Below are 24,422 nucleotides of genomic sequence, written 5' to 3'. Positions count from 1 at the left end.
ACAGATCACTCGAATTGTTCAAAAACGTAACATCTTTCAGTATAGACGAAAAACGCCGCTAATCCAAACCGATAAAATCATCGGCTTGGCTCAGCGGCAGCCTATATCCACTTTTTATTCGGCGTTACGTTGGTAAATAATGCGTAATCCTTCGAGCGTCAACATCGGCAACACTTTCTGAATGCTCTCTGTCTCTGATGCGATTAGCTCTGCAAGACCTCCGGTAGCAATAACCGTAGGTTCTGCCTGCATTTCTTCCTTAATGCGCCTCACAATCCCATCCACTTGTCCAGCATAACCGAAAATAATCCCAGCTTGCATGGCGTGGACTGTATTCCGACCAATAACCTTTTTGGGTTTCTCCAACTCGATACGAGGGAGTTTGGAAGCCCGTTGATACAGTGCTTCCGTCGAAATGCCGATACCCGGCACAATGACTCCACCCAGATAGTTTCCCTTATCGTCAATACAATCAAACGTCGTCGCCGTTCCAAAATCCACCACAACGAGAGGTCCGCCGTACCGTTCTACAGCTGCAACAGCGTTCACGATCCGATCCGCACCTACTTCACGCGGATTCTCGTAACGCAGGTTAAGACCGGTCTTGATTCCCGGTCCGACGATTAACGGCGTTTTGCCTATATATTTATCGCACATTTCCTCTAATACACGGACCAACGGCGGAACGACAGAGGAAATAATAACTCCCTGAATGTCATCCTTTAATACGCCGCCCATACTAAAAAGATTATGTATGAGTACGCCGTATTCATCCGCGGTTGCCTGTCTGGAGGTGCTGATCCGGTAGTGGTGCAACAGCTCGCGCCCTTCATACATCCCCAGAACAATATTGGTATTACCTACATCCACTACAAGAATCAATCGGTGTCACCTATCTTTCTTAGCGTTAAGGTCAAGGCTGATATCCAGGTTATGAAAAGAGTATGTCAGCCTGCCTACAGAAATCACATCTACGCCGCTCTCAGCCATCTCACGTACTGTATCCAGCGATACATTGCCTGAGGCTTCTGTTTTGACGTGTGGGGCCTGTTCACGAATGAAGCGAACGGCTTCCTTCATATCTGGGACGGACATGTTATCCAGCATAATAATATCAGCCCCAGCTTCCAGGGCTTCCTGGACTTGCGTCATGTTTTCCGCCTCTACTTCAATCGTCATTGTATGCGGTATGTGCGCGCGTGCTCGGCTCACCGCCTGCGCAATCCCGCCTGCGCCCTTGATATGATTATCCTTAATCATAACAGCATCGTACAGACCAAAGCGATGATTCGAGCCGCCGCCTACACGCACAGCATACTTCTCCAACAGTCGATGTCCTGGTGTTGTTTTACGTGTGTCCACCAAGCGCGTGGAAAGTCCGTGCAATTGATCTATAAAAGTCTGCGTTCGTGTTGCAATACCGGACATCCGTTGGAGTAAATTTAACGCCAATCGCTCCCCGGTCAAAATCGCGTGGGTACTTCCATTCACTTCTGCCAAAACGCTTCCCTTTTCAATCCACTGGCCATCGGTCACCAACGGAGTGAACGACAAAGAAGGGTCCACTATTCGAAATACAAGTGCAGCGACGGGTAAACCCGCAATCACGCCGCTCTCCTTGGCATGAATGACGGCCTTGGATTGATGGCCCGGCTCAATCGTCCAGCGTGTGGTCACATCGCCGGAACCTGTATCTTCTCGCAGCCAGCTGCGAATTTGTGCCGTTAGTTCTTCCTGATATCCGCTAAACTCTCCATAAAGCTCGCTGTTAGATGTCATGAACGCTCTCCTCCGTTATGCCTTGCTCACGTCGCTGCTGGATATGCTTACGCCAGACGCGATCATCTGTCTCAGGGAAGTCCTCACGATAGTGTGCCCCCCGGCTCTCCTCACGCAGCAACGCACCATCTGCCACTAATAAAGCACAGGTGAGCAAATTGGCGAATTCGATCTCTTCCCGGCTGGTGATCACAGCCTGAAAAGCAGGCACTAGCCCGTGCAGCTCTTTTAGAGCTGCTTGTAGCCCTTCACTATGCCGACGAACTCCAGCATAGTGAACCATCGTTTCTTGCAGCCTATGCCGCTGTTCCACGAGGGATGAAGCCTGAAACTCTGCACGGTTATCACTGTAAGATATCAAGCTATGGCCGACCAGCGGTGGCAATGAATGCAGCCGCTCGATAATCCTGCTGGCGAACACAATCGCTTCAGATAACGAATTGCTCGCCAGACGATTAGCACCGTGCACGCCTGTGGAAGAAGCCTCACCACAGGCGAACAAACGCCTAATGGAGCTTTCCCCGTATAGACTGGTCTGGATCCCCCCCATCATATAATGGGCAGCAGGAGCAATGGGAATCCAGCCTGTCGTTATATCCAAATCATATGACAGACATGTCCGATAAATCGTTGGAAAGCGTTGCTTTACCCGCTCAGGCGGCTCGTGTGTAATATCCAGGTATACAAACGTAGCCTGAGTGCGTTCCATCTCATGGATGATCGCACGAGCTACGATATCTCTGGGTGCAAGCTCCTGCCGGGAATCATACTTGTCCATGAAGCGTTCTCCATGAATGTTGCGTAACACTGCACCTTCTCCCCGTACGGCTTCGGAAATTAGAAACCTTGGAGCGCCCGGATGGCACAACGCCGTAGGATGAAACTGTACGAACTCCATATCCCGTACAACCGCCCCAGCACGATATGCCATAGCAATACCGTCCCCAGTTGCGATATCCGGGTTGGTTGTATAACGGTATAATTGACCGCTGCCTCCTGAGCACAAAATTGTTGCATTTGCAGTGATATACGACCTTTCTCCATCTGGCATTTGGACGAGGGCCCCAATACACTCACCATGCTCAGTCAGCAGGTCAATGACCATGCACTCTTCCCACACCTCAATACCAGGATGGGCGACAACTTGCTGTGACAAGGCACGCACGATTTCATAACCGGTGGCATCTCCATTTGCATGCAAAATGCGACGATGACTATGCGCCCCCTCTCGGGTTAGCGCTAGTTCACCATCCACACGGTCAAAGGCTGTCCCCAATCGTATTAACTCTTTAATACCTTCTGGGCCTTCATGAACAAGCGCTCTGACCGCCTCGGGTTCACACAGACCTGCACCAGCAATCAGAGTGTCTTGCATATGATAAGCCGGTGTATCCTGGTCCGATGTGACAGCAGCAATGCCGCCTTGAGCATAACGTGTGTTGCTTTCCATTAAAGTTTTCTTGGTAATCAGCAACACTTTCCGATTCTCCGCAGCCTTATTCGCCGTATATAAGCCCGCAATGCCGGAGCCGATGATTAAGACATCGGCTTCGTATTGGGTCAATTCCGCTACATCAAAATCAACTAAATATCTTGGAATCATGCCTTCACCTGATTTCACAGAAGAATAGCGCACACCATAGATTGTACAGTATGCGCTCACGGAATATGTTCAAAATGATAGTAAGTCGATTGCAGCGGCTGTTGGCCTTTTAAGCTAGGAAGGCGACAGCCGTTTATTTAACAATAAATGTACACAACGTTCCTGTGTCTGTCAAATCACGTTAGCAATAATCTTCCATATCTAAAAAAGCTCCGGAAAACCAATAGAGATGGTTTCCCGAAGCTTACATATATGCTTATTCAACTATCCATCAGATGATCAGGTTGTTGTCGGTGGAGTGCCGCCTGAATTGCCTGAATTGTTATCATCCTCTGGTTTTTGCAGATTAGGGATATCGTTCGGTTGATCCGTTGTATTCTTAGGCTCGTCATCCTTACCTTGAATACGTACACGAACATCACCGATGTTGTCGATCACAGGCTCACCGCTTTCCGGTGTTCCTTCTCCCTCATTCGTATTGCCGTTCAAAGAACCTGTCTCGATCAAACGCTTGATTTGTTCAAGTTCCAGAGTTTCTTCTTCCAACAAGGTTTGAGCGATCAAATGAACCTCTTTGGAATACTTCGTCAAGAGTTCTCTAGCACGCTCATAAGAGTCAGTGATGAAGCGATTCATCTCCTGGTCAATCTGATAAGCGATCTGATCACTGTAGTTCTGCTCATGACCGATATCACGTCCAAGGAACACTTGACCTTGGGAAGTTCCGAACTGCATCGGGCCGAGCTTCTCACTCATACCGTATTCCACGATCATGCTACGCGCAATGCTTGTCGCTTGCTGGAAGTCACTATAAGCCCCTGTTCCGATCTCACCAATAAACAGCTCCTCGGAGACACGTCCACCCAACAATCCAGTGATTTTGTCCAGCAATTCCTGCTTGGTTGTCAGCATGCGGTCTTCCTTTGGAAGCATGATGACATATCCACCTGCACGTCCACGTGGAATAATAGTAACCTTGTGAACCATATCGGCATTCTCCAGGAAGTAACCGATAATCGTATGCCCTGCTTCATGATAAGCAACAATTCGTTTCTCGCGGTCACTGATTACGCGGCTGCGTTTTTCAGTACCCACGATAACGCGGTCAATCGCTTCGTCTACTTCTCGCATCGAAATATCTCTGCGGTTGCGACGAGCCGCCAGCAAGGCAGCTTCGTTCAACAGATTTTCCAGATCAGCGCCTGTAAAGCCTGTTGTACGTTTCGCAATGACGTCCAATTTAACATCCTTCGTTAATGGTTTGTTGCGTGCATGTACATGTAATACTGCCTCACGACCTTTAACATCTGGACGGTCAACCGTAATTTGACGGTCAAAACGCCCTGGACGAAGCAAGGCCGGATCTAGAATATCCGGACGGTTAGTAGCAGCAACGATGATGATGCCTTCGTTTGCGCCGAATCCATCCATTTCTACGAGCAATTGGTTGAGCGTTTGCTCACGTTCATCATGTCCGCCACCCAATCCGGCGCCACGTTGACGTCCAACAGCGTCAATCTCATCAATGAAAATGATACACGGTGCATTCTTCTTTGCATTCTCGAACAAGTCGCGAACACGAGAAGCACCGACCCCGACGAACATTTCTACAAAATCAGAACCCGAGATGCTGAAAAACGGCACTCCGGCCTCGCCTGCAACAGCTCTCGCCAAGAGTGTTTTACCCGTACCTGGAGGGCCCACTAACAGAACACCTTTTGGAATACGAGCGCCCACAGCTGCGAACTTGCGTGGGTCCTTCAAGAATTCTACGACTTCGACAAGCTCCTGCTTCTCTTCGTCAGCCCCCGCTACGTCTTCGAAGGTAACTTTTTTCTTCTCTTCGTTATACAGACGGGCTTTGCTCTTGCCGAAGTTCATTACTTTGCCGCCACCGCCCTGTGCCTGATTAAACAGGAAGAAGAACAACAGGAACATGATCACCAAAGGAATGATAGAAGTCAAAAATGTCAGCCAAATGCTTTCGCCTTCCATTTTCTTCTGTACGTATTCAAACCCGTTCGTTTCGCTGGCATTCACCAGTTCACTTAGTGCTTGATCCGTTGGCGGAACGTATACGGAAAAATTGGTTGATTTAGCATTAGCCGGCTGCTTCTTATATGCACCGGTTACAAGATAGGCGTAACCGTCAAATTGGACCGTTACTTTAGAGATGTTATTAGCTTTAACCTCTTGCCGTAATTGGTCATATCTAGGGAGATCGGAGGCTTCGTTACTGTTGCTAACAAACTGAACGATACCCACCACAACTAAAAAAAGAATCAAATAAAAACCAGAATTCCGGATGAACCGATTCATCCCCTACCTCCTCTCGAGACACTTAAGTTATTTTACCATAGCCTGTAAGCCCTTCTCAACAAAGGACCCTATTTAGTCCTAGGACTGGAGGCTGAGATTAGCTGGTGTAGATTTCCGGCTTCAAAATCCCTATGTATGGGAGGTTCCGGTAGTGCTCGGCATAGTCCAGACCATAGCCGACAACAAACGCATCCGGAAGTGTAAATCCAGTGTAATCAGCTTCAAGATTAACGGTCCGGCGTGCAGGCTTGTCGAACAAAGTTACGACACATACCGAATTGGCATTACGATTCTTGAGCAATTCAATCAAATGTGTCAGCGTCAGACCACTGTCGATAATATCTTCGACAATTAGAACATCGCGTCCTTCTACTGAAGCGTCCAAATCTTTGATGATTTTAACGACGCCTGATGATTTGGTGGATACTCCATAACTAGATACAGCCATGAAATCAAGTTCCAACGGCACCGTAATGGATTTAACCAAATCTGCCATAAAGATAAACGCACCCTTCAGCACGCAAATCACCAATGGATTTTTACCTTCATATTTCACGCTAAGCTGTGCGCCCAATTCCTTGATTTTACTCTGAATTTCTTCTTCACTGATTAATACTTCCTGAATATCATTTTGCAACGGTGTAAACCTCCTAAGTTTATACTATGAAAGCCGTTCCTGCGCAATTACCGGTGCCCCGGACTCTCTCGTCTTTGCCATGACATATATATAACCGAAGACGTGTGCTCTTGCACCGCAGCATGTACAGAACGTCGTACGCCCGGAATCCAGAGAACAGCTCCAGAATGGTCGCAGACGATGGGAATAACGGAACGCATTGAAGGAGGTATTTTTTCATCAATAAAAATATCTTTAACCTTTTTTCTTCCGTTTAATCCCATTACATACATGGTATCTCCAGGTAATCGCGAACGTACAGTCAACGGCAAAGTCAATTCATCTGCGTCGAACCATACTTCTTCCTCATTCGCCGGATGGTGTCCATCCGAATAGGAAGCTCTTCGCCACCGGAGTATACCCCCCGCTTCAGGCAATTCAAGCTCACCGGAAATAGGCAATACGCTCAGTCCATAGCTCCATTCACCCATAACGACTTGCGTACGGTCAAACAAAACCGCCTGGTCATATTCGCGGACTCCAACCGCACCGCCGCCCAAGTCCAAGCTCCATGTAGAAGATGTCTCCTGGAGAAGTCTTAGTCTAACGGTCTCAATTTTACGAAAATCGAAATTTTCACTGTCCGAAGGCAGATAATTTAATATTAGTTTAATCAACCTCCGTTGTAAAGCAACGGATAGCTTACGGTATGATGCGATGGAAAACATGTACCTGCCATTATTGAAATGCACCATTTCCTCGTATACCGACAGTGTAGCTGCCTCCATAAAATCATTTTCATCAGCCATCGTTTCGGCCAGCCGGTTCAGGGACGGTGTCAGTTGCTCATTATATTGCCCCAAAAAAGGAAGCACATCCATGCGGATGGCATTACGACGGTATTTGGACGATAAATTAGTGCTGTCTGTCACATAGGAAAGACCATAAAAGTTACAAAACTCAATCAAGTCAGCCTTGTACATACGAAGTAGCGGGCGAATGAGTTGCACATTTTTTTCGGTACGTGCCAAACGCATACCCGCCAAACCCGCCGGTCCGCTACCGCGCAGCAAGTGCAAGAGGACTGTTTCCGCTTGATCATCGCCATGGTGAGCCATAGCAATATGCTGTGCCTCCCACTTCATAGCCGTATCATGTAAAAAGCTGTACCTTAGGTCACGGGCTGCTTCCTGTGGGCCCTTACCGCTCTCCTTCATATAAGCGGGTGCATCAACCCGAATCATTTCAAATGGAAGCTTGAGCTTTCGGGCAATATTGCGTACCTCTTCAGCCTCCGCATCCGATTCTTCTGGCCTGAAGCCATGATGAACATGAGCGCAGACGAGTTGTAATGGCATATGTATAACGGATATTTCATGTAAAATGTGCAAAAGGGCCACCGAATCCGGTCCACCGGATACAGCAACCACAATGCGGTCTCCGGGGCTCCACAGTGAATGTTCTCGCGCCAAAGCGAGTACTTCCTGTACAACACCGGTCGGTTTTGTTGTTCCCATTCACGACCCTCTTTTCTCCCGACCGTAAAAATGATGATCCTCTGTTATCTTATGTAAGTCATGCTGCTACCTTAACGCAATCCAAAGCGCTCCGGCAAGCAGCAAAAGCGATACCGTAAAAGCATATCCCAGCCAGCGAGGATTTCCTCTTTTGGCAGATGATTGCCTGACATGTGCGGAAGCCAGACGCGACCAAGCTCGGGCCGCTGCACGAGTATCGGAATATTCTCCACGTACTGCACCCAGCAGCCATTCGGCGTAGGGACGTAATACACGGCTGCGACGAATGATGACTGTCAATTCTGCCGTATTACGTAGCTGTGGTAGCCTGCTCGCAGCCGTCTTTAACGATTCGCTCTCCAATATATGAATCGTTAGAAGAGCGAAGGCAAACAGATCATACTGGGGGTCAGCATTTCGGCTACCAGCATTCCAGAATCCCCTGTCGTACCACTCTGTAAATTGTTTAACACTCCGACCTGCAAGGGACACGCCACCATAATCAATCAACTCAGCCTCACCATAGGCATTGACCAATATATTTTGAGGCTTCAGGTCGCCAAACACCCATCCTGCCTGATGGAGATCGGCCAGACGATTCAGTATGCCGGTTCCAGCTACACCATACCACTCAGGCCCTTTGGCTGCCACAAATTTATGAAGCGGATCTCCTTTAACGTATCGCATAACATAAAAGGGAATCTCCCCATTGCGTAACACTACATCATCTACCTCAAACAAGAAGGAAGGATTTCCATTCCGCTGGAGAGCAGCCTGGGTTCCTTGAGACTGTAATGTGGTCAGCACATTAATCTCCGATTGCAGGTCAAGCGTATTCTTTCCCATTTTGAGAGCAAATTGCCGATCGGCCTGTGCTTCTTTTACCAAATATACAGTTCCGTTCGCTCCCCGGCCCAGCAAGCGCTGGATGACATAGCTACTCCGCTTCCACTTGCCCTTGATGACCGTTCCGGGTGCAAGAACGGGATCAGACGACGTAGTCACCGAGCATCCCTTCTCCTTTGCCATAGGATTCTTCCAGATCTTTCTGTTCCCCTAGTGTAACATATCGGTAATAATCAATCACTTGTAAAATGGCTGGTCCTGTCGGTGTCGCTCCTTTCATCCGCAAGCGTCCGAATATCGATTTGATCTGATCAAGCTCAGAGGTCCACCCGATATCCATGACCGCATCTTCTCCCATTCGTCCACCCGGAAAATGAAATACAGATATACGGCTGAGTCCGCTTCTGGACTGTAAACTGAGCATCAAATCGCGGATACTATCCTCTACAGCAGGCAACTTGGGCTTCATGCTTGCACTCGCATCAATGAGTAAAGCAATTTCCAGAGGGCTTGTTTCTGTCAGTTCATCCATTACCTCAACTACCTGGGCTCGTTTGGCCGGAGGCAGTTCACCAATATGCCGGGCGCCGCCCTCACCCAAAATGTGCGTTAACTCTCTATTAACCGCCTGCTGAATCGTTTGAACCACTGTTTTGCGCGTCATCATTTGCATGGTTTGCGCTAACTGCTTCGTACCAACGATTTGGCTAAACCCTCCTCCTGCTTTAGCTATTTCCTGAATCTCTGCGCTCCCAAGCTCGCCGATGGTTCCGTAGTCTATGACTCCAGCGACGTTCACTGTAATGCCCTCCCGTAATGCTTGGGCAGCTGCCATCACTGGGCTAACCCCTACGTTAGAGCATCCATCTGTAATGATCAAAATTTGCTTCATCGCTTATTGGCCTCCGCTTCCTCTTAATCTATTCCGATAGATTCTATCTTTGCCTAATCCGGAACGATTCAAACGAAGGATGCGGATTTTTAAAACCGAATAAGGAATTTCCCGGGCAATGTTGATCTAGCTCACCGTCCGTGGACGCTCCAACCATCTCATGCCAGGTACATGGAGAGTGGCCCACTCGGGGTGAAAGTGATCTATTTTACTAACAACTACAGTCATATCATCATAGATTTGATTTTGTTGGTATCGGATAACCCGTTCTAGCAAACAGTCAGCCAGTTCCTGTGGATCCTCACTTTCAATCTCTTGAATCATGCGCTTCATCCATATTTCTTTATTAACTGCATAACCTGGTGAATCGTATATACCGTCTGTAATCATAATGAGAATATCCCCCGGCTGGAGCTGCAGCGACACCAAATCAACCTCGATATCCTGTATAATACCAATTGGTAAATTGCTGGCAGATACAGGAATGACCTCCTCCCCTCTTTTAATAAAGCTTGGCGTAGATCCAATCTTCATAAAGGTTGTCCGAGCCGTGTACTGATCAATTAACGCCATATCCACCGTAGCATACATTTCCTCAGGTGATCGGAGCATCAGGACAGAGTTAACCGACTTGATTGCCAATTTTTCGTCCATACCCGACTGCAGTAGTTCCTCCAAAATATTCAGTGCTGCACTGCTCTCTTGCTGCGCACGTTCCCCGTTCCCCATACCATCGCTTAAAGAGACTGCAAAAGTCCCATTCCCGAGCTCCATCATGCTGTAGCTGTCTCCTGAGAAAAAATCGCCTCCTTTGGCGGCACTAGCTACTCCCGTAGCGATCTCATATGTTTTGGCAGAACCGAACATAACTGTAGCCAAGCCTTGGCGGCGATCTGCCGCCGTTTCGCGCATGACAGCTATATGCTCGTCCAGTATGTCCGATAGCAGCGGAGCAATGATTTTCCGGCATTCATCAAATCCCCTTGTATAGGCGTGGACAATCTCAATCTCAACCTGACCTGCATCCAGATTAATAATTTCAATCGATTGGATAGATAAGCCCAGTCTATCAAGGGCCTCTCGGATTTGCTCCTCCTGCCGATGCATAGTCTGCCCTTCCCGCTGAATTTCCCGCGCTAAATCCTCCATAATTTGCGATACACCTGAGAGCTGGTCAGCAACAAGCTGACGACTATCGTATACTTGGCGCTTCCACTGCATATTATGCTGGTAGAGACTATACTGCTGTTTCATTACCTGCAGGACAGCGCCCGTCTTGGCACATGCCTTGCTCCATTGCGGCGGCATCTGCTCCGGCTCCAAATCAGGATTATCCTCAATGGCGCTCATCATTTCCGTCATATACTGATGGGTTTGCATAAACTTGCCGTCCCAGCACTGCTCGCACTTAAAGCAAGAGGCACAGGTTCCCTCTGCCACCGCATTCATAAAATGTTCGATTTCTCCGTCCGGCTTCGCCCCCTCACTCGCAGATATCTGATGGAAGCTGCGAGATAGCTGGCTGAATACACGGGAAAACTTCGTCACCCGCTCGGCAGTGAGATCACGAACCCTTTTGGCATATTCATGCTGGGACTTGGCGTGATCCTGCGTACCAGGGACATAGATAGAAACCGCTTTAAAGAAACTTTTTGGAGTCATTAAAAATAATAGGATTGCCGCGCAGCTCTCCCAGGTTGATGTCAGCACGTCCCCAGTCCCATCCAAATAGATCGTCAAAATGGAAGAGCCCAACAGCATACCAAGGGCCACTGCACCTTTTCTCCCTTCACGCAGCATTCCTGCCAGCAAACCTGCAAAAGCAAGTAGACTCATCTGCACAATTGCGGACATATTGGCCAGGCTTAAAATTAAACCGGTAATCACACCGACCGAAGCACCCAGCGAAGCACCTCCCACCAAAGCAAACACCAAGACCAAATATCGTGAAAGCACATGATCGACAGACAGTGAATGAATGGTCCATCCTACTGCTCCCGTCATCACAGAGGCTAATAGAATAATCAGACACAAAATTTCTTCGTTTTTGAGCTGGCTTGCCTTCTTGCGGTACGTTAACAGCGGTATGGCCTGTGTGAACACCAATGTAAGCATAAAACTGAGCACCGCATCCGTCCCTACAATGACAAGCTCATACCATGTAAAAGCCGGAGCCATCACGGCGTTAAATAAATTGATCATAAACACAGACAAGAAGACCATAAGCGGGGCATAGGATAATTCCAGACGATCGAAGGTTCGTAGTCCGCGATACAGGAGATAAAATACGATTAGCTCACCACCAATCATGAATAACGATGGGTAAGGAGCTAACAGGCTGCCTAGCACAACGGATACAGCTACAGGCAGCATCAGATCACGCCGAAGGAACGTAATGACTGCAAAATAAGCGAGGGCAAAAGGAGAAAGCTCGTCCAAAATAGTGGCGCGTCCCAGTAGAACTCCCATAGCTGACAATAGCAGCATCCATCTTTGCGCGGTTACCCACTGCACCACTTTATGTGAATCGAGCCGTTTCTTGAGTCTGGAAGGCCAACCTTCCGTACGCTCTTTGGATTTGGACTTTCTAGATTTTAACCCCGGAAAATGTACCACGTTCCATTTCTCCATCATGCGTCAGGCACCCCATTCATCAATTTGATGTTCCCATCTTAAACCGGAACGATTGAGAAAGTTTGTCAGAACCTCACGTCTTATTCCAAGAAATTTCCGACAAAAAAAAGTTCCGCGCGAAAGGACAGAGCATCCCCTGTACATCAAGCTACGCCCGTATGGAAGCAGATGGAAGTTGTATCTCTCTACGCCTTGCACGACCTCTCTATGTCGTCCATCCTAATGCCCAGACTAGCGATTTGCACAGAAGATAGACGGAAAACCGTTGGAGTTTGTCGGACGATTATGTCCACACGACAAAAAAAACATCCAACATTGCAGTACGATGCTTCCTCTCTTCTTCATGAAACTACTAATCTTAAAAATGTGCCCGTACAACTCCGCCCAATTGTATTGCCCGTGCCACGGCTTGTCGCATCTCTTGTCGGTAGAACGCAAAAAAACCGTAGCAGTCTTTCGACTGTACGGTTTTCCGTGTATGGTTGATACGGTTGTCAAAGTGAATTAAACACGCTTCGCGCCGCGTCCTCCGCGTTTACCTTCGGTGTTCTTTTTCAGCGACGAAATGCGTTCCTCACTATCTTTCAGGAAGCGTGACATTTTATCCTCAAATGAAGGTTTACCCGGTGCAGGCTTGAAAGAACGGCCTCCACGATCGCGGTTGAAACCACCACCGCGTCCCTGACTTGGACCTGAACCTCCGCCGCCAAAACGGTCTCCTCCGCCTGGTCCTCCTGTACGCTCCGGTCTTGGAGCTCTTGGGGGACGGGCTTCACTTGCCGGCTTATCAATCGTTTGCTTAATGGAAAGTCCGATTTTGCCATCTTTGTCAACATTAATGACTTTCACCGTCACAACATCATTAATCTTCAGGTGGTCGTTAACATCCTTAACATAATTATCGGCGATTTCCGAGATGTGAACGAGACCCGTGACACCTCCAGACAAATCCACAAATGCTCCAAAATGCGTGATGCCTGTCACTTTGCCCTCTAACTTGGTGCCCACTTCAATTGCCATAGAATAAAATGATCCTCCCTTAAAATATACAACCGATTTTTTTGCAAAAAAATCCCGCTGTGGTGATTTGATTATACAAAATGGCGGAACCAAGGTCAACTAAGCATTGGCCCGATAATGCCTCTATTTTTGTTCTCCGATGATTGGCGTCTCTTCCGGCTTGTAAAGACCGTACTTGCTTCTAGCAATTTCTCCAATGTACTCAGGGTCCTTGAGACGATTCACTTCGGTTTGAAGCTGTTGTTCCGTTTGTGTAGCAGCTTGCTTCTGTTTTTCCTTCTGGGTGAGCTGTTCACTTCGATCGGCCATGATCATGCCTTGAGAAAAAAAGGTGAATATGGCCCAACTACCAAAGGCGGCAAGCGATAGCAACCAAATCATGATTCGCCTGCGCCCGCCCGCATTGGACTTGGACGTAGGAGATGAATGGCGATCTACAGACGAATTACGCATGATACTACCCCCTTCCAAACCATCTTTTTGCTGTATTTTTCAGTCTGATACCCAGCTTTATCAGCGGATCTGGCGTCTTCCAGCGCGCTATAAGCGGACGGATCAACCAAAGAATCGGCTTCCAGACCGGCATCAGGATGTATATCAGCATCCTTCCTAGGAACACAATAAGTGCCCATGTCCATCCGACCAGCTTGCGTAACAGCCGATACAGCGCTAACACCGGAAGAACAATCAGGATGCGCAGTATGCTGTTTACGATCAACGTCAGTCTGCGAACGACCTCTATTAACATTACCACAAAACGTTGGGTTGTAACACTAAAGGCCCAAAAATAGAGCCAAACCCCCAAAAGTAGTCCTAAAAAGACATAAAACCGCAGCTCACCGCGATTACTCGCGTACAGCACACGGAAAATAAACAAAGCCGAGGCCACCCAATACAGCACGTCCAACATATGAACACTCCAACGGGCAAAATGAAAGCGGATTGACAGCACCCGGTAGCTGTCAAATACCACTCCCATGGCTATGCCCGACAACAGCATCCACGTCAATGTCAGCCATTGTGTGTAAGGGTTCATTTGAAGAGCTTGCCGAATAGGCTTTTTCCGTTTTTGGCCGGGGCCCCAGGCTCTAGGTAGACGAGGGAAGTAATCAGACCTTCAATGGACAGCAGCCCCTCTTCCAGACTGAGGTTTTTGATATGTAAATGTTGTCCGCGAATGGTGAGATGGCCCAGCTCGGTCTGAAGCAAAAACTCTTCACTGTCAAAGCTCTCCACATTGCTGACGCCTGAAATGTCGAGCTGCTTACGGCTTTGCATGCGCAGATCATGGTGCTTGGACTTCCCTTGTTCAATCATGGCATGTACCCCTCCTTCTGTTCTTAGCTTATGAAGGGGTGGGCATGATTTAGAACCGATTTGCCTATTCATGAGCATATAATAGATGAAAGCTCATCATCCAAAAGAAAAAAGCACCCCTTCATAAAATATGAAGGAATGCTTCTATGTACAACGTTATGAGAAAATCAGATGTCTGCTTACCAGTTCAAACCGTTGTCCCTGGCAATAGGCTCTTCCTTTACCAAAGTGTACATACTTGCAGCCTCGTCCTTGCGTGTAGTGTCGGCGAGCCGTTCCACTCGCACGGTCACCAGCTTCTGGCCAAATTGGACGGTAATTTCATCGCCCACTTTGACCGCACTGCTCGGCTTGGCCTCACGTCCATTCACCAGCACTCTCCCTTGTTCAGAGACGTCCTTGGCTACTGTACGACGCTTAATCAGCCGCGAGACTTTCAAGAATTTATCAAGACGCATTAGTTAACGGCTTCTTTAAGCTTATTACCGGCTTTAAAAGCAGGAACGGTCGATTCTGGAATTTCAATCGTGTTGCCGGTTTGTGGATTGCGGCCTGTACGGCTAGAACGCTTGCGCGTCTCGAAAGTACCAAAGCCAATCAGTTGTACTTTGTCGCCACTAGCAAGTGCATCTGTAATTTCACCAAGTACGCCATTCAATACAGCTTCAACGTCACGTTTGCTCAAACCGCTTTTGCTGGAAATATTGTTGATCAGATCTGTCTTGTTCATAAGATAAAAGCCTCCTAAATGTCAAAAAATAATCATCACGCTACATATCCATAAATGGAGCAGACGTGAGGTCCAACCAACTGTGGCCGTAGCCTTCCTGAATGCCATTGTAACATGTTAACTATAAGCTACAGTTATTTTCAGAATTACTACAAGTTATTCGGGCTTGTCCTTAAAAATCCTGCAATGACAGGCGTTTTTTATTCGACCCCCAGTTAAGCCAACATCCTACTACAAAACTCTGCCCATTGGCAAGTCTGCTCAAGCTGGGCGTGTTTTCAACCCTGCATATATTCATTTTACTGGCCCATACAGCCAAAGATCAAATCCTTGGAATTAATCTCTGTCAAGGAGCTTTTTCGCTTCCTGCCAGTAGGTCTCCATTTCATCTACGCTGCTGTCTTCGGGACGACGTCCCTGCTCGCGTAATTTTTGCTCAATATACTGGAAACGACTCACAAATTTGCGATTAGTGGCTGACAGCGCCTCCTCCGGATCTACTTCCATGAACCGGGCTGCATTCACGGCAACAAATAATACATCCCCTAACTCCAGCAACTGAGCCTCCACGGAATGCCCTTCACGAACCGCTTCCTTTAACTCAGCCACTTCTTCGTCCAGTTTATCGAATACGCCTTCAATGCTATCCCAGTTAAAGCCTACTTTAGCTGCTTTCTTCTGGAGCTTGTACGATTTCATAAGAGCAGGCAGATCACGGGGAACCCCATCCAGTACAGAAGGGTAGGCTGCCGTCGTACCTTTAAGCCGTTTTTCCTCAGCCTTCATCTGTTCCCAGTTTTGCAGCGCCTCTTCCGCATCATTTGCTTGATTGTCACCAAATACATGCGGATGACGGAAAATAAGCTTATCATTCAGCCCTTGGATCACATCATACACATTGAAGGTTCCGACTTCCTCTTCCATTTGGGCATGCAGCAAAATTTGCAACAACAGATCGCCGAGCTCTTCCTTCATATGCTCTGGATCATCCTCATCTATGGTTTCAATGACCTCATACGTTTCCTCAATCAGATTTTTGCGGATCGATTGATGCGTCTGTTCACGATCCCATGGACAGCCTTCAGGACTGCGCAAAATATCGACAATCTCATGTAGACGGTCAAAAGAACGCCGTTTCAGCGCCTCATCTTCACTGCGAGGTATGTACACCAAGGATAGGTTCCCGTAGCCCTCTACTCGATCCAGCTCGTACAGCGGCACCTTGTGGACTGCTTCCTCACCTTCTACCCCAAGCGCGTGGCCGACATACACCTCATAATCATCAGGGTACCGCTCCATCAAGCACAGCTTCACATCGGAAGCCGTAAAGGTGTCATATACCTGTCCGATCAGCGTATGCAACTGAGGCTGGAGCCAGCTGGCATCCAGTGTACCTGCATCCAACAGCTGAAAACCCTCAATCGGATCAAAACCAAGACGCACAAAAGCCTCATCCAGGAAACTTTCGCCGCCCAAGATGTTTAGTTCAATCCCTTGCGCAGGACAACGCTCCTTGAGCAACTGCACCGCTGCTTCCGCCACCATCGGATGACCGGGAACCGCATAGACGATTTCGCTGCCATCTACCGCCTTAGCAGCCGCTGCCATCAATTGACTGGTAATTTCCTCGTATACCTCTGGAAAAGATTCCTTTGTCTCATATACCGCATCAAACGACTCAAAACCCACTTCAAACTCATCCAGTACTCGCACCGCAGGATGTTCCTTGGTCCGCAGATAGAGCGCTGAAGCGCCCCGCATTTTGTTCAATATCCCTATCGTAAGTTGATCGGGATCTCCCGAACCCAGACCTACGATCGTTAATGTTACGCTCATATCCAATCCTCCGTTCCGCAAAAACAGGATTCATGCTCGGAAAAACACCCGGCGCAATCCAGCTTCCGCTTCCTTTGCCTTGGCATTTACTATACCACAAAGTTGTATAGGCTCATAAAATGGCTTGCACAGCTTTCACGTGGTAAGCCGTATAACCCAGGCTAAGCCAGTACACGCAGCCTGCGCAGCACGGCTGCCAGCGGGCGTCCGAGCTTGGGCACCGCCACAAGCTCGGCTTCCGTGACCAACCTCAAGCGTGCGAGGCCGATCACGAACACCACGGCGCCTGCAGCTACTCCCAGCAGACTCTCCGCTACTGCCGTAGCACGACCTCCGGCAGACCATCCCAAGGCACCTAGCACAGCACTGGTGCCCCACATCGCCGCCCCGGCTGCACCAACCAAGGCGACAAGCAATACCGCTGGTTTGAGCACACTGGCAGACCAGCTCCCGCGTAGCCCCACCAAGCGGGCCAGCAGCGCGATGTTGATCACAGCCGCCAGCAGATAGGCGACAGCTCCGGAAATGGCAGCGCCAGCCGTGCCTAGCTGCGGCACAAGCAGCCAGTTTAGCAGCGCCTTAGCCGCTGCGGCTGCAAGCATCGCCAGGGCTGGCGCACGAACCGCGCCAAGTCCTTGCAGCAGCGCAGCCGAGATGATGCTGAGCGTGCCTCCTACGGCGGTCAGCGCCATCCAGCGCATAACCGTGCTGCCAGTGTCGTCTGCATACAGCATCACATTGACGGGCACGGCCAGCACGATCAAGCCTGTCGCAGCGGCTATTCCTAGTAGCCAAAACCAGCGCAGCGATTGCTCGCACTGACGACGTGCCAGCTCCGTTCCTCCGGTCACCCGGGCCTCAGCCAGCGAGGGTATGAACAATGCCGACAATGTGGTGGCAAACATCATGACCAGCTGTACTAGCGGAAGCCCCCGGTTATACACACCGAAGGCCACCATAACCGCCGTATCGTCCAAGCCCTCCTGCTTTAACAAGCGAGGAACGGTAAATGTATCTACCAGGTTAATTAACGGAACGGCTAGCGCTCCAAGGCAAACTGGCAAGGCATAACGTAATAGTGCCTTTAGCAAAGCACCGTTGCTTTCCGCTGGTTGAAGCTCACCAGTCTGTGCCTGCACTGTCGTCATGACCGTCTCTTGCCGCCTAAGTCTCTTTCTGTGACCTCGCCAATACAACAGCATGATCAACAGGCCCGCTGCTCCGCCTGCTGCTGAGCCAAACACTGCTCCAGCGGCTATCATATCCGCCCCTGCCCCCTGCGACAGCATAAACAGCAACAATACGATCATCACGCTTACCCGTATCGCCTGCTCCGTCACTTGGGAGACCGCCGTTGGAATCATATTTTGCAAACCTTGAAAATAGCCTCTCAGTCCCGCCATAACCGGCACGAACAAGAAGGCAACCGCCGCCGCCCTCACCGATGGAATGACGTGAGCATTGTCGATCCACTGGCCGATTAGCGGCGCACACGTATACATCAGCAGCCCCAGAATCAATCCGAATATGCCCAATACAAGCGAAGATAGCAGGGCAACACGTTGCCCTGCTGCCCTGTTCCCCACAGCCTCATACTCAGCTACAAATTTGGATACGGCCACCGGGAATCCAGCAGCTGCAATGGTAATAAACAGCGTATAAAAAGGATAAACCGTATTATAAATGCCAAACACGCCATCGCCGCCAATATTTTGTAGCGGGATTTTTTGCAATGTGCCGATCAGCTTGCTTGCTACCGCTGCCAGTGTCAAAATGACGGCCCCTCGTAGCAGCCGCGAAGCGGCGCGATTTTCCTGCATTCTCCGTCTCCACTCCCACCTGGAATAAGCGTTTTTACGAGTCCTATTATACCGTCTCTTCTCCTAGAAATAAAAAAATCCCTGTACAACGTTGAACGGCTTTGTCCGTTCTGTACGTCATACAGGGGTAAAACGGGGTGTTACTGTTCCATTTGCTTGCCCAGGAAGCCAGCGGCTGTTTCAGCCATCTTGACCTCCATTTCGGACATTTTTACATTTTCGTCCTTGTTCAACAATATAACAGATCCGATGGGATCACCACCCGAAACAATGGGAGCCGTCACAAAGGACGAGAGTGTTTCTTCGTGGTCTCGCGTCAGCTCATAAGAGCCGCTGGCTGTCTCCAGCACAGTCTTGCGATTATCCATGCTACCTTCGATAATACTACCGATTTGCTTGTCCAAGAACTCTTTTTTCGAGCCTCCAGCCACCGTAATAATGGTGTCACGATCAGTAATCATCGTAATATGGCCTGTGCTTTCAAACAGGGACTCAGCATATTCTTTGGCGAAATCACCAAGTTCACCAATAGGTGAATACTTTTTCAAAATGACTTCTCCGTCACGATCCACAAAAATCTCTAGCGGATCTCCTTCACGAATCCTCAAGGTGCGGCGAATTTCCTTTGGAATAACTACCCGCCCAAGATCATCAATACGGCGAACAATACCAGTAGCTTTCATTTCACATGTTGCCCCACTTTCTCAAGAAGAATTTAGTAAACTACTGACGGTATCGAAAGACGCTTCCACTCCCCCAGAAGCGGTCACGAAGAACGTCGCGGTCATGGTGTTTATGGTGATATCTGACCATAGTATTCATCTGTTCCCAATTCCTTATGCATGTTCAGTTATTTACCTTCGTTTGCAGCTCCATCTTTGGCTGTTCCAGCTTTACTATCGCCTGTACCGCTTGTTGTTCCGCTCGGTGTAGTTGTGCTGCCCGTACCGGACGTTGCACCACTTTTCTCTTGCGTAGCAGGTGCCTTCGGCAGATTGATTTTCAAATCAAGCTTCGCCAAATCATTTTCGCTAAAGTTTTGGATACTTTCCCCAGCCAATTTATTTTTCAGGGCAGCCTTTTCGTTGTCCTTCAATTTATCAAATGTTGGATCATTGCGGGACTCCACTTTGATCACGTGATATCCGTATTCTGTTTCCACAGGCTCACCAATTTTGTTAATCGGTTGAGTCTCGGCAGCCTCTTTAAAAGCAGGTACCCACTGTGCTACGGATGCATTTTCATACAGCCCCCCATTAGATGCGGAACCTGGGTCTTCCGAATACTTCTTGGCAATCGTCGCGAAATCCGCTCCACCGTCCAGCTTCGCTTTTACTTCTTTGGCCAGCTTGAGAGTAGCCTCTTTTGTGCGCTGTTTCTTTGTTTTTGGATCTTCAAAATTAATCAATACATGGCGCACGGTTGCTGTCGTGAATTGATCTTTATTTTTCTCAAATTCCTGCTTTAGCTGATCATCCGTTACTTTATTGGTTTCGCTATTGATTACCGTCATGACACGCGTAAAGTAATCTTTCACACCTTGTTCGGTCAGCTTCTGATCACTCAGAAATGTCTTAAACTTATCTTCGCCGACCGACTTTTTATACTGCTCCAACTGCTCGTTTCCTTGTTTGGCGCCCTCTTCCTTGGCTTTGTCGTCCGCTTTGGCCGCCAAAAGCTTGTACACTATTTCCTGCTTTACAATTTGCTCACGTACCTGATCAGAAGCTAAAGCAGCCTCATACTCTGGGTACAGAAATTTCATCATGCTGATTTCTTGGTTGAACTCATTTTCGGTAATCGTTCCACCCTTATAGGTCACGACAACCTTGCTGTTGTCTTTCGGCTCATCCTTGACCTTATTCTCATCCGCTTGCTTTGTACATGCTGCCAGCACCGATATAGCTAGCAACGCTGCCATGCCCAAGGAGAGCATTCTCCAAGGTTTTCTTTTATTTAGTTGTGGCATTTTGCAGTTCCTCCTTCAATGTGAATGCTTCTTTCAATGCACTCAAAAATTGCTCCAGCAGTTCTAGCAACTGTGGATCATTTAGACCTTTGCCTTTTATGCGTGCGCTCATAGAAGTGCCCTGTTCAAATTGTACACGTCTTTCAAAGCGATTGCCAATTTCGGCAAGTTTGGCCGTCTGAACCGCGTGCTGACGACCTTCATGGAATTTCAGCACTATATTGTCATCCCGCTGCACAATGGACTCGATTCCATACATCCGTCCATATACTTTAAGACGAGCCACGGCAAGCAAATGACGAACAGCCTCTGGCAGATCGCCAAATCGGTCGACCAGTTCGTCCTCCAGTTCGGAAGCCTCGTCAAAAGTACTGACCGCTGCAACCTTTTTATAAATCTCAATTTTCTGGATACTGTCATAAATATAGTCTCCCGGCAGGTAAGCATCGACACCCAAATCAATCGATGTGCTCCAATTCCGGTTGGATTGATCCTCTTCTCCAAGCACACTGACTTTACGTTTGTTGATTTCCTCAGCCAGCATTTGCGAATAAAGATCAAAACCGACGGATGCGATGAATCCGTGCTGCTCGGCGCCGAGTAAGTTACCCGCCCCGCGGATGGACAAATCACGCATTGCAATCTTGAACCCGGAACCCAACTCCGTAAATTCTTTGATAGACTGAAGTCGCTTCTCCGCTACCTCTGTAAGCACCTTATCTCGCTGGTACGTGAAATAAGCATAGGCAATCCGATTGGAACGGCCTACACGCCCACGCAGCTGATAAAGCTGGGAGAGCCCCATTTTATCGGCATCATGCACAATGAGTGTATTCACATTGGGGATATCCACGCCAGTTTCGATAATGCTCGTGCTAACCAGCACATCATATTCGCCATCCAGGAAATCCAAAATGGTTTTCTCCAGTTCGGTTTCAGACATCTGTCCGTGACCTACGCCCACCTTGGCGTCTGGGACAAGCGCATTGATTTCGGCAGCCATCTCCTGAATCCCCTGCACGCGATTATACAGGTAGTACACCTGTCCTCCGCGTGCCATCTCGCGTTCAATTGCCTCACGAACTAGAGTCTGGCTATGCTCAACGACATAGGTTTGCACCGGAAAACGGTTTTCTGGTGGCGTCTCAATGACTGACAAATCACGTACACCCAGCATGGACATATGCAGCGTACGCGGAATAGGTGTAGCCGTTAGCGTCAACACGTCTACATTCGTTTTCAGTTTTTTCAGCTTTTCTTTGTGCGTTACACCAAAACGTTGCTCCTCATCGACAATGAGCAGTCCCAGATCCTTAAACACCAGATCCTGTGAAAGTAGACGGTGAGTACCAATGACAATATCCACCGTACCTTGTCGAACTCCCTTAGTCGTCTCATTCTGCTCTTTGCGCGAGCGGAAACGGCTCAATACCTGAATATTGAACGGATACCCAGAAAAGCGCTCACGGAATGTCTCATAGTGCTGTTGTGCCAAAATCGTCGTCGGTACCAGCACAGCCACTTGTTTGCCCTCAATAGCAGACTTAAAAGCAGCACGGATAGCCACCTCAGTCTTGCCGTAGCCTACGTCACCACACAGCAGACGGTCCATCGGACGACTCTGCTCCATGTCCTTCTTAATTTCTTCAATAGCCCGAATCTGGTCACGTGTCTCATCATACGGGAACATATCCTCAAATTCCTGCTGCTCTGGTGAATCCTTTTCAAAAGCAAAACCTGGTGCTGACTGTCTTTCCGCATATAGCTTGATCAAGTCATCTGCGATGTCCTGAACCGAGCTGCGCACCTTACTTTTAACGCGTGTCCACTCATTGCCGCCCAGTTTGTAAATCTTGGGTTCCTTGTCCTCGGAGCCCACATACTTCTGAATCAGATCAATTTGTTCAATCGGTACAGATAGCTTATCTCCGCCTGCATAGAGGATATGCATGTAATCCTTATGGATACCGCCAACCTCCAGCGTACCGATTCCCATGTATTTCCCGATCCCGTGATTTTGGTGTACGACATAATCGCCCACCTTCAGCTCGCTATAACTCTTAATCCGCTCTGCATTGTCTACATGTCGGCCCTGCTTACGTGCTTTGCGCTGCTTCTGGGAGAACATCTCACCCTCGGTAATCACCGCCAGATGAATAGATGGCATCTCAAAACCGCTTTGCAGATTACCAATCGCCATCGTCGGCTCATCAATACCGTAGTCTTGAAGCACTCGCCGCATCCGGTCCAGACGTTCTTCTCCGCTCGCCAGCATCATAACCTGTGTGCCTGCCTTGCGCCAACGATCCATCTCTGCCTTGAGTACATTCATTTGACCGTGGAAATCCTGCATGCCACGGCAGATGAAATTCAAAATATTTTGCGGCTGTGTATGCGGAACCTGGCGAAGGAAGATCGACAAGAACAGCGTTTGAAATCTCCGATTATACAGCAGATTATCCGAGTTATCCGATAGCTCCAGTTGCGGTAGAGTTTTACCGTTTTGAAGCAAATGCAAATTCCATTCAGACTCATCCCGCTCTAGCTGCCTGGCTGTTTCTAGCATCCGTGCTGGTTCATCAATGATTAGAATTGTATCTTCCGGCATATAATCGGCCAAGGTTTTACGTTCAGGATACAGCAGGGAGATATATTTATAGATTTCGTCAAAATACACATGCTCCCGCAGCAGCTCAATTTCACGATGAATTTCCTCTTTCAGATGCTGCTTAGCCTGACGATCTGTCATTTTATCCAGTTGTTCCTCCAACAACATAGCAGCGGCATCGGCAGCTTGATCCATACGCTGGTGGCTTGCAATAACTTCCTTACATGGCGTTACAGTAACTTCCTGTACCTTTTCCACCGAACGCTGATCTTGCGGATCAAACATACGGATGGAGTCAATTTCATCATCAAACAACTCCACACGATAGCCCCATCGGGTTGTCATTGGATAAAAATCAATAATTCCCCCGCGTACACTCATCTCCCCGCGGGATTCAACACGTTCTACACGCTGGTATCCCATCTCAACCATATGCAGCAAAAATGCTTCCAGCTGAATCGTTTCTCCCTCTTTCAGATCTACACGAGCCTCACGCCATGTTTCCGGGATTGGTAGTAGACGCCGGACCCCAGAAAACGGCACGACAACAACCCCACGAAAACCCTGGGCGCATCGTATCAATACATCAATTCGTTGGGATAATGTCTCCGGGCTGGATATGGCTGCTTCAGCAGCGACCAACTCGTTAGCTGGATACAATAAAACCTGATCAGGAGAAAGCGCTTCCTGCAAATCATCTGCTATCTTTTGAGCGGCAAACATATTGTGCGTCATGACCAATAACGGTCGTCCAGTATCTTCAGCAAGTGCGGCCATCAGTACCTGTCTTGAAGAGCCTGACAAGCCTGATATCAGCTGTTCCTTCATGCCTGAGGATATACCTGCCGCAATGGATGCATAATCAGCATCCTTCGTAAAAGCCTGAATAAGTGCTTGTAACAAAAAAGGCACCCCT

At 48.6% G+C, this 24,422-nt stretch carries 20 protein-coding genes; all 20 read right to left on the bottom strand.

Annotated elements, in window-relative coordinates:
• Nucleotides 1-114 precede the first annotated feature (114 nt).
• Nucleotides 115-882: a type III pantothenate kinase gene (locus ACN6NF_RS00250; protein ID WP_153794136.1), complete on the bottom strand. Its 768-nt coding sequence runs from the start codon at nucleotides 880-882 to the stop codon at nucleotides 115-117.
• A gap of 6 nt (nucleotides 883-888) precedes the next feature.
• Entirely contained in the window at nucleotides 889-1,779 is an 891-nt protein-coding gene (gene nadC / locus ACN6NF_RS00245) for a carboxylating nicotinate-nucleotide diphosphorylase (protein ID WP_250248135.1), read from the bottom strand.
• Nucleotides 1,769-3,382, bottom strand: coding sequence for an L-aspartate oxidase (gene nadB, locus ACN6NF_RS00240; RefSeq protein WP_474314176.1), 1,614 nt, complete (start codon nucleotides 3,380-3,382; stop codon nucleotides 1,769-1,771). The genes nadC and nadB overlap by 11 nt, the downstream gene beginning before the upstream one ends.
• A gap of 279 nt (nucleotides 3,383-3,661) precedes the next feature.
• Entirely contained in the window at nucleotides 3,662-5,701 is a 2,040-nt protein-coding gene (gene ftsH, locus ACN6NF_RS00235) for an ATP-dependent zinc metalloprotease FtsH (protein WP_474314129.1), read from the bottom strand.
• 97 nt (nucleotides 5,702-5,798) lie between these two features.
• Complete coding sequence (hpt, locus tag ACN6NF_RS00230) at nucleotides 5,799-6,338, bottom strand: hypoxanthine phosphoribosyltransferase (protein WP_013368693.1); 540 nt, start codon at nucleotides 6,336-6,338, stop codon at nucleotides 5,799-5,801.
• A 47-nt stretch (nucleotides 6,339-6,385) separates the two neighbouring features.
• On the bottom strand, nucleotides 6,386-7,834 hold the full coding sequence (gene tilS, locus ACN6NF_RS00225) for a tRNA lysidine(34) synthetase TilS (protein ID WP_474314127.1): 1,449 nt from the start codon (nucleotides 7,832-7,834) through the stop codon (nucleotides 6,386-6,388).
• 66 nt (nucleotides 7,835-7,900) lie between these two features.
• On the bottom strand, nucleotides 7,901-8,839 hold the full coding sequence (locus ACN6NF_RS00220) for a protein kinase domain-containing protein (RefSeq protein WP_474314173.1): 939 nt from the start codon (nucleotides 8,837-8,839) through the stop codon (nucleotides 7,901-7,903).
• The gene (locus tag ACN6NF_RS00215; RefSeq protein WP_142614733.1) at nucleotides 8,823-9,572 is read right to left on the bottom strand and encodes a vWA domain-containing protein; all 750 of its coding nucleotides are present in this window, start codon (nucleotides 9,570-9,572) and stop codon (nucleotides 8,823-8,825) included. The genes ACN6NF_RS00220 and ACN6NF_RS00215 overlap by 17 nt, the downstream gene beginning before the upstream one ends.
• Nucleotides 9,573-9,698: 126 nt before the next feature.
• Entirely contained in the window at nucleotides 9,699-12,206 is a 2,508-nt protein-coding gene (gene spoIIE / locus ACN6NF_RS00210; RefSeq protein ID WP_474314126.1) for a stage II sporulation protein E, read from the bottom strand.
• 504 nt (nucleotides 12,207-12,710) lie between these two features.
• Nucleotides 12,711-13,226, bottom strand: a complete 516-nt coding sequence (locus ACN6NF_RS00205) for a S1 domain-containing RNA-binding protein (protein ID WP_013368688.1) — start codon at nucleotides 13,224-13,226, stop codon at nucleotides 12,711-12,713.
• A 123-nt stretch (nucleotides 13,227-13,349) separates the two neighbouring features.
• Nucleotides 13,350-13,679, bottom strand: a complete 330-nt coding sequence (locus ACN6NF_RS00200) for an FtsB family cell division protein (protein ID WP_044646042.1) — start codon at nucleotides 13,677-13,679, stop codon at nucleotides 13,350-13,352.
• A 4-nt stretch (nucleotides 13,680-13,683) separates the two neighbouring features.
• On the bottom strand, nucleotides 13,684-14,262 hold the full coding sequence (yabQ, locus tag ACN6NF_RS00195) for a spore cortex biosynthesis protein YabQ (RefSeq protein ID WP_474314124.1): 579 nt from the start codon (nucleotides 14,260-14,262) through the stop codon (nucleotides 13,684-13,686).
• The gene (yabP, locus tag ACN6NF_RS00190) at nucleotides 14,259-14,543 is read right to left on the bottom strand and encodes a sporulation protein YabP (protein ID WP_013368685.1); all 285 of its coding nucleotides are present in this window, start codon (nucleotides 14,541-14,543) and stop codon (nucleotides 14,259-14,261) included. The genes yabQ and yabP overlap by 4 nt, the downstream gene beginning before the upstream one ends.
• Nucleotides 14,544-14,722: 179 nt before the next feature.
• Entirely contained in the window at nucleotides 14,723-15,001 is a 279-nt protein-coding gene (locus tag ACN6NF_RS00185) for an RNA-binding S4 domain-containing protein (protein WP_016818913.1), read from the bottom strand.
• Nucleotides 15,001-15,273, bottom strand: a complete 273-nt coding sequence (locus tag ACN6NF_RS00180) for an HU family DNA-binding protein (RefSeq protein WP_007428028.1) — start codon at nucleotides 15,271-15,273, stop codon at nucleotides 15,001-15,003. The genes ACN6NF_RS00185 and ACN6NF_RS00180 overlap by 1 nt, the downstream gene beginning before the upstream one ends.
• 336 nt (nucleotides 15,274-15,609) lie before the next feature.
• Complete coding sequence (gene yabN / locus ACN6NF_RS00175) at nucleotides 15,610-17,109, bottom strand: bifunctional methyltransferase/pyrophosphohydrolase YabN (protein WP_474314121.1); 1,500 nt, start codon at nucleotides 17,107-17,109, stop codon at nucleotides 15,610-15,612.
• A gap of 161 nt (nucleotides 17,110-17,270) precedes the next feature.
• Nucleotides 17,271-18,929 (bottom strand): putative polysaccharide biosynthesis protein, encoded by a 1,659-nt coding sequence (locus ACN6NF_RS00170; protein WP_474314120.1) that lies wholly within the window; start codon nucleotides 18,927-18,929, stop codon nucleotides 17,271-17,273.
• Nucleotides 18,930-19,069: 140 nt separating this feature from the next.
• Nucleotides 19,070-19,612 carry a stage V sporulation protein T gene (spoVT, locus tag ACN6NF_RS00165; RefSeq protein WP_013368681.1) on the bottom strand — a complete coding sequence of 181 codons (543 nt, stop codon included), beginning with the start codon at nucleotides 19,610-19,612 and terminating at the stop codon, nucleotides 19,070-19,072.
• 167 nt (nucleotides 19,613-19,779) lie between these two features.
• Nucleotides 19,780-20,898 (bottom strand): peptidylprolyl isomerase, encoded by a 1,119-nt coding sequence (locus ACN6NF_RS00160; RefSeq protein WP_474314118.1) that lies wholly within the window; start codon nucleotides 20,896-20,898, stop codon nucleotides 19,780-19,782.
• Nucleotides 20,882-24,409: a transcription-repair coupling factor gene (mfd, locus tag ACN6NF_RS00155; RefSeq protein ID WP_474314116.1), complete on the bottom strand. Its 3,528-nt coding sequence runs from the start codon at nucleotides 24,407-24,409 to the stop codon at nucleotides 20,882-20,884. Before mfd ends, ACN6NF_RS00160 begins: the two co-directional genes overlap by 17 nt.
• Nucleotides 24,410-24,422 lie beyond the last annotated feature (13 nt).

The organism is Paenibacillus sp. TSM33 (assembly GCF_056099025.1).
Note: the sequence above shows the minus strand (reverse complement) of the source record. Positions and strands in the feature narration are given on the sequence as shown.

What these genes read in the sequence shown, in the direction of transcription:
- nadC (WP_250248135.1), bottom strand. Translation starts at nt 1,779, where the DNA reads ATGACATCTAACAGCGAGCTTTATGGAGAGTTTAGCGGATATCAGGAA.
- nadB (WP_474314176.1), bottom strand. Translation starts at nt 3,382, where the DNA reads ATGATTCCAAGATATTTAGTTGATTTTGATGTAGCGGAATTGACCCAA.
- ftsH (WP_474314129.1), bottom strand. Translation starts at nt 5,701, where the DNA reads ATGAATCGGTTCATCCGGAATTCTGGTTTTTATTTGATTCTTTTTTTA.
- tilS (WP_474314127.1), bottom strand. Translation starts at nt 7,834, where the DNA reads ATGGGAACAACAAAACCGACCGGTGTTGTACAGGAAGTACTCGCTTTG.
- ACN6NF_RS00215 (WP_142614733.1), bottom strand. Translation starts at nt 9,572, where the DNA reads ATGAAGCAAATTTTGATCATTACAGATGGATGCTCTAACGTAGGGGTT.
- spoIIE (WP_474314126.1), bottom strand. Translation starts at nt 12,206, where the DNA reads ATGATGGAGAAATGGAACGTGGTACATTTTCCGGGGTTAAAATCTAGA.
- ACN6NF_RS00205 (WP_013368688.1), bottom strand. Translation starts at nt 13,226, where the DNA reads ATGGCAATTGAAGTGGGCACCAAGTTAGAGGGCAAAGTGACAGGCATC.
- ACN6NF_RS00200 (WP_044646042.1), bottom strand. Translation starts at nt 13,679, where the DNA reads ATGCGTAATTCGTCTGTAGATCGCCATTCATCTCCTACGTCCAAGTCC.
- yabQ (WP_474314124.1), bottom strand. Translation starts at nt 14,262, where the DNA reads ATGAACCCTTACACACAATGGCTGACATTGACGTGGATGCTGTTGTCG.
- yabP (WP_013368685.1), bottom strand. Translation starts at nt 14,543, where the DNA reads ATGATTGAACAAGGGAAGTCCAAGCACCATGATCTGCGCATGCAAAGC.
- ACN6NF_RS00185 (WP_016818913.1), bottom strand. Translation starts at nt 15,001, where the DNA reads ATGCGTCTTGATAAATTCTTGAAAGTCTCGCGGCTGATTAAGCGTCGT.
- ACN6NF_RS00180 (WP_007428028.1), bottom strand. Translation starts at nt 15,273, where the DNA reads ATGAACAAGACAGATCTGATCAACAATATTTCCAGCAAAAGCGGTTTG.
- yabN (WP_474314121.1), bottom strand. Translation starts at nt 17,109, where the DNA reads ATGAGCGTAACATTAACGATCGTAGGTCTGGGTTCGGGAGATCCCGAT.
- ACN6NF_RS00170 (WP_474314120.1), bottom strand. Translation starts at nt 18,929, where the DNA reads ATGCAGGAAAATCGCGCCGCTTCGCGGCTGCTACGAGGGGCCGTCATT.
- spoVT (WP_013368681.1), bottom strand. Translation starts at nt 19,612, where the DNA reads ATGAAAGCTACTGGTATTGTTCGCCGTATTGATGATCTTGGGCGGGTA.
- ACN6NF_RS00160 (WP_474314118.1), bottom strand. Translation starts at nt 20,898, where the DNA reads ATGCCACAACTAAATAAAAGAAAACCTTGGAGAATGCTCTCCTTGGGC.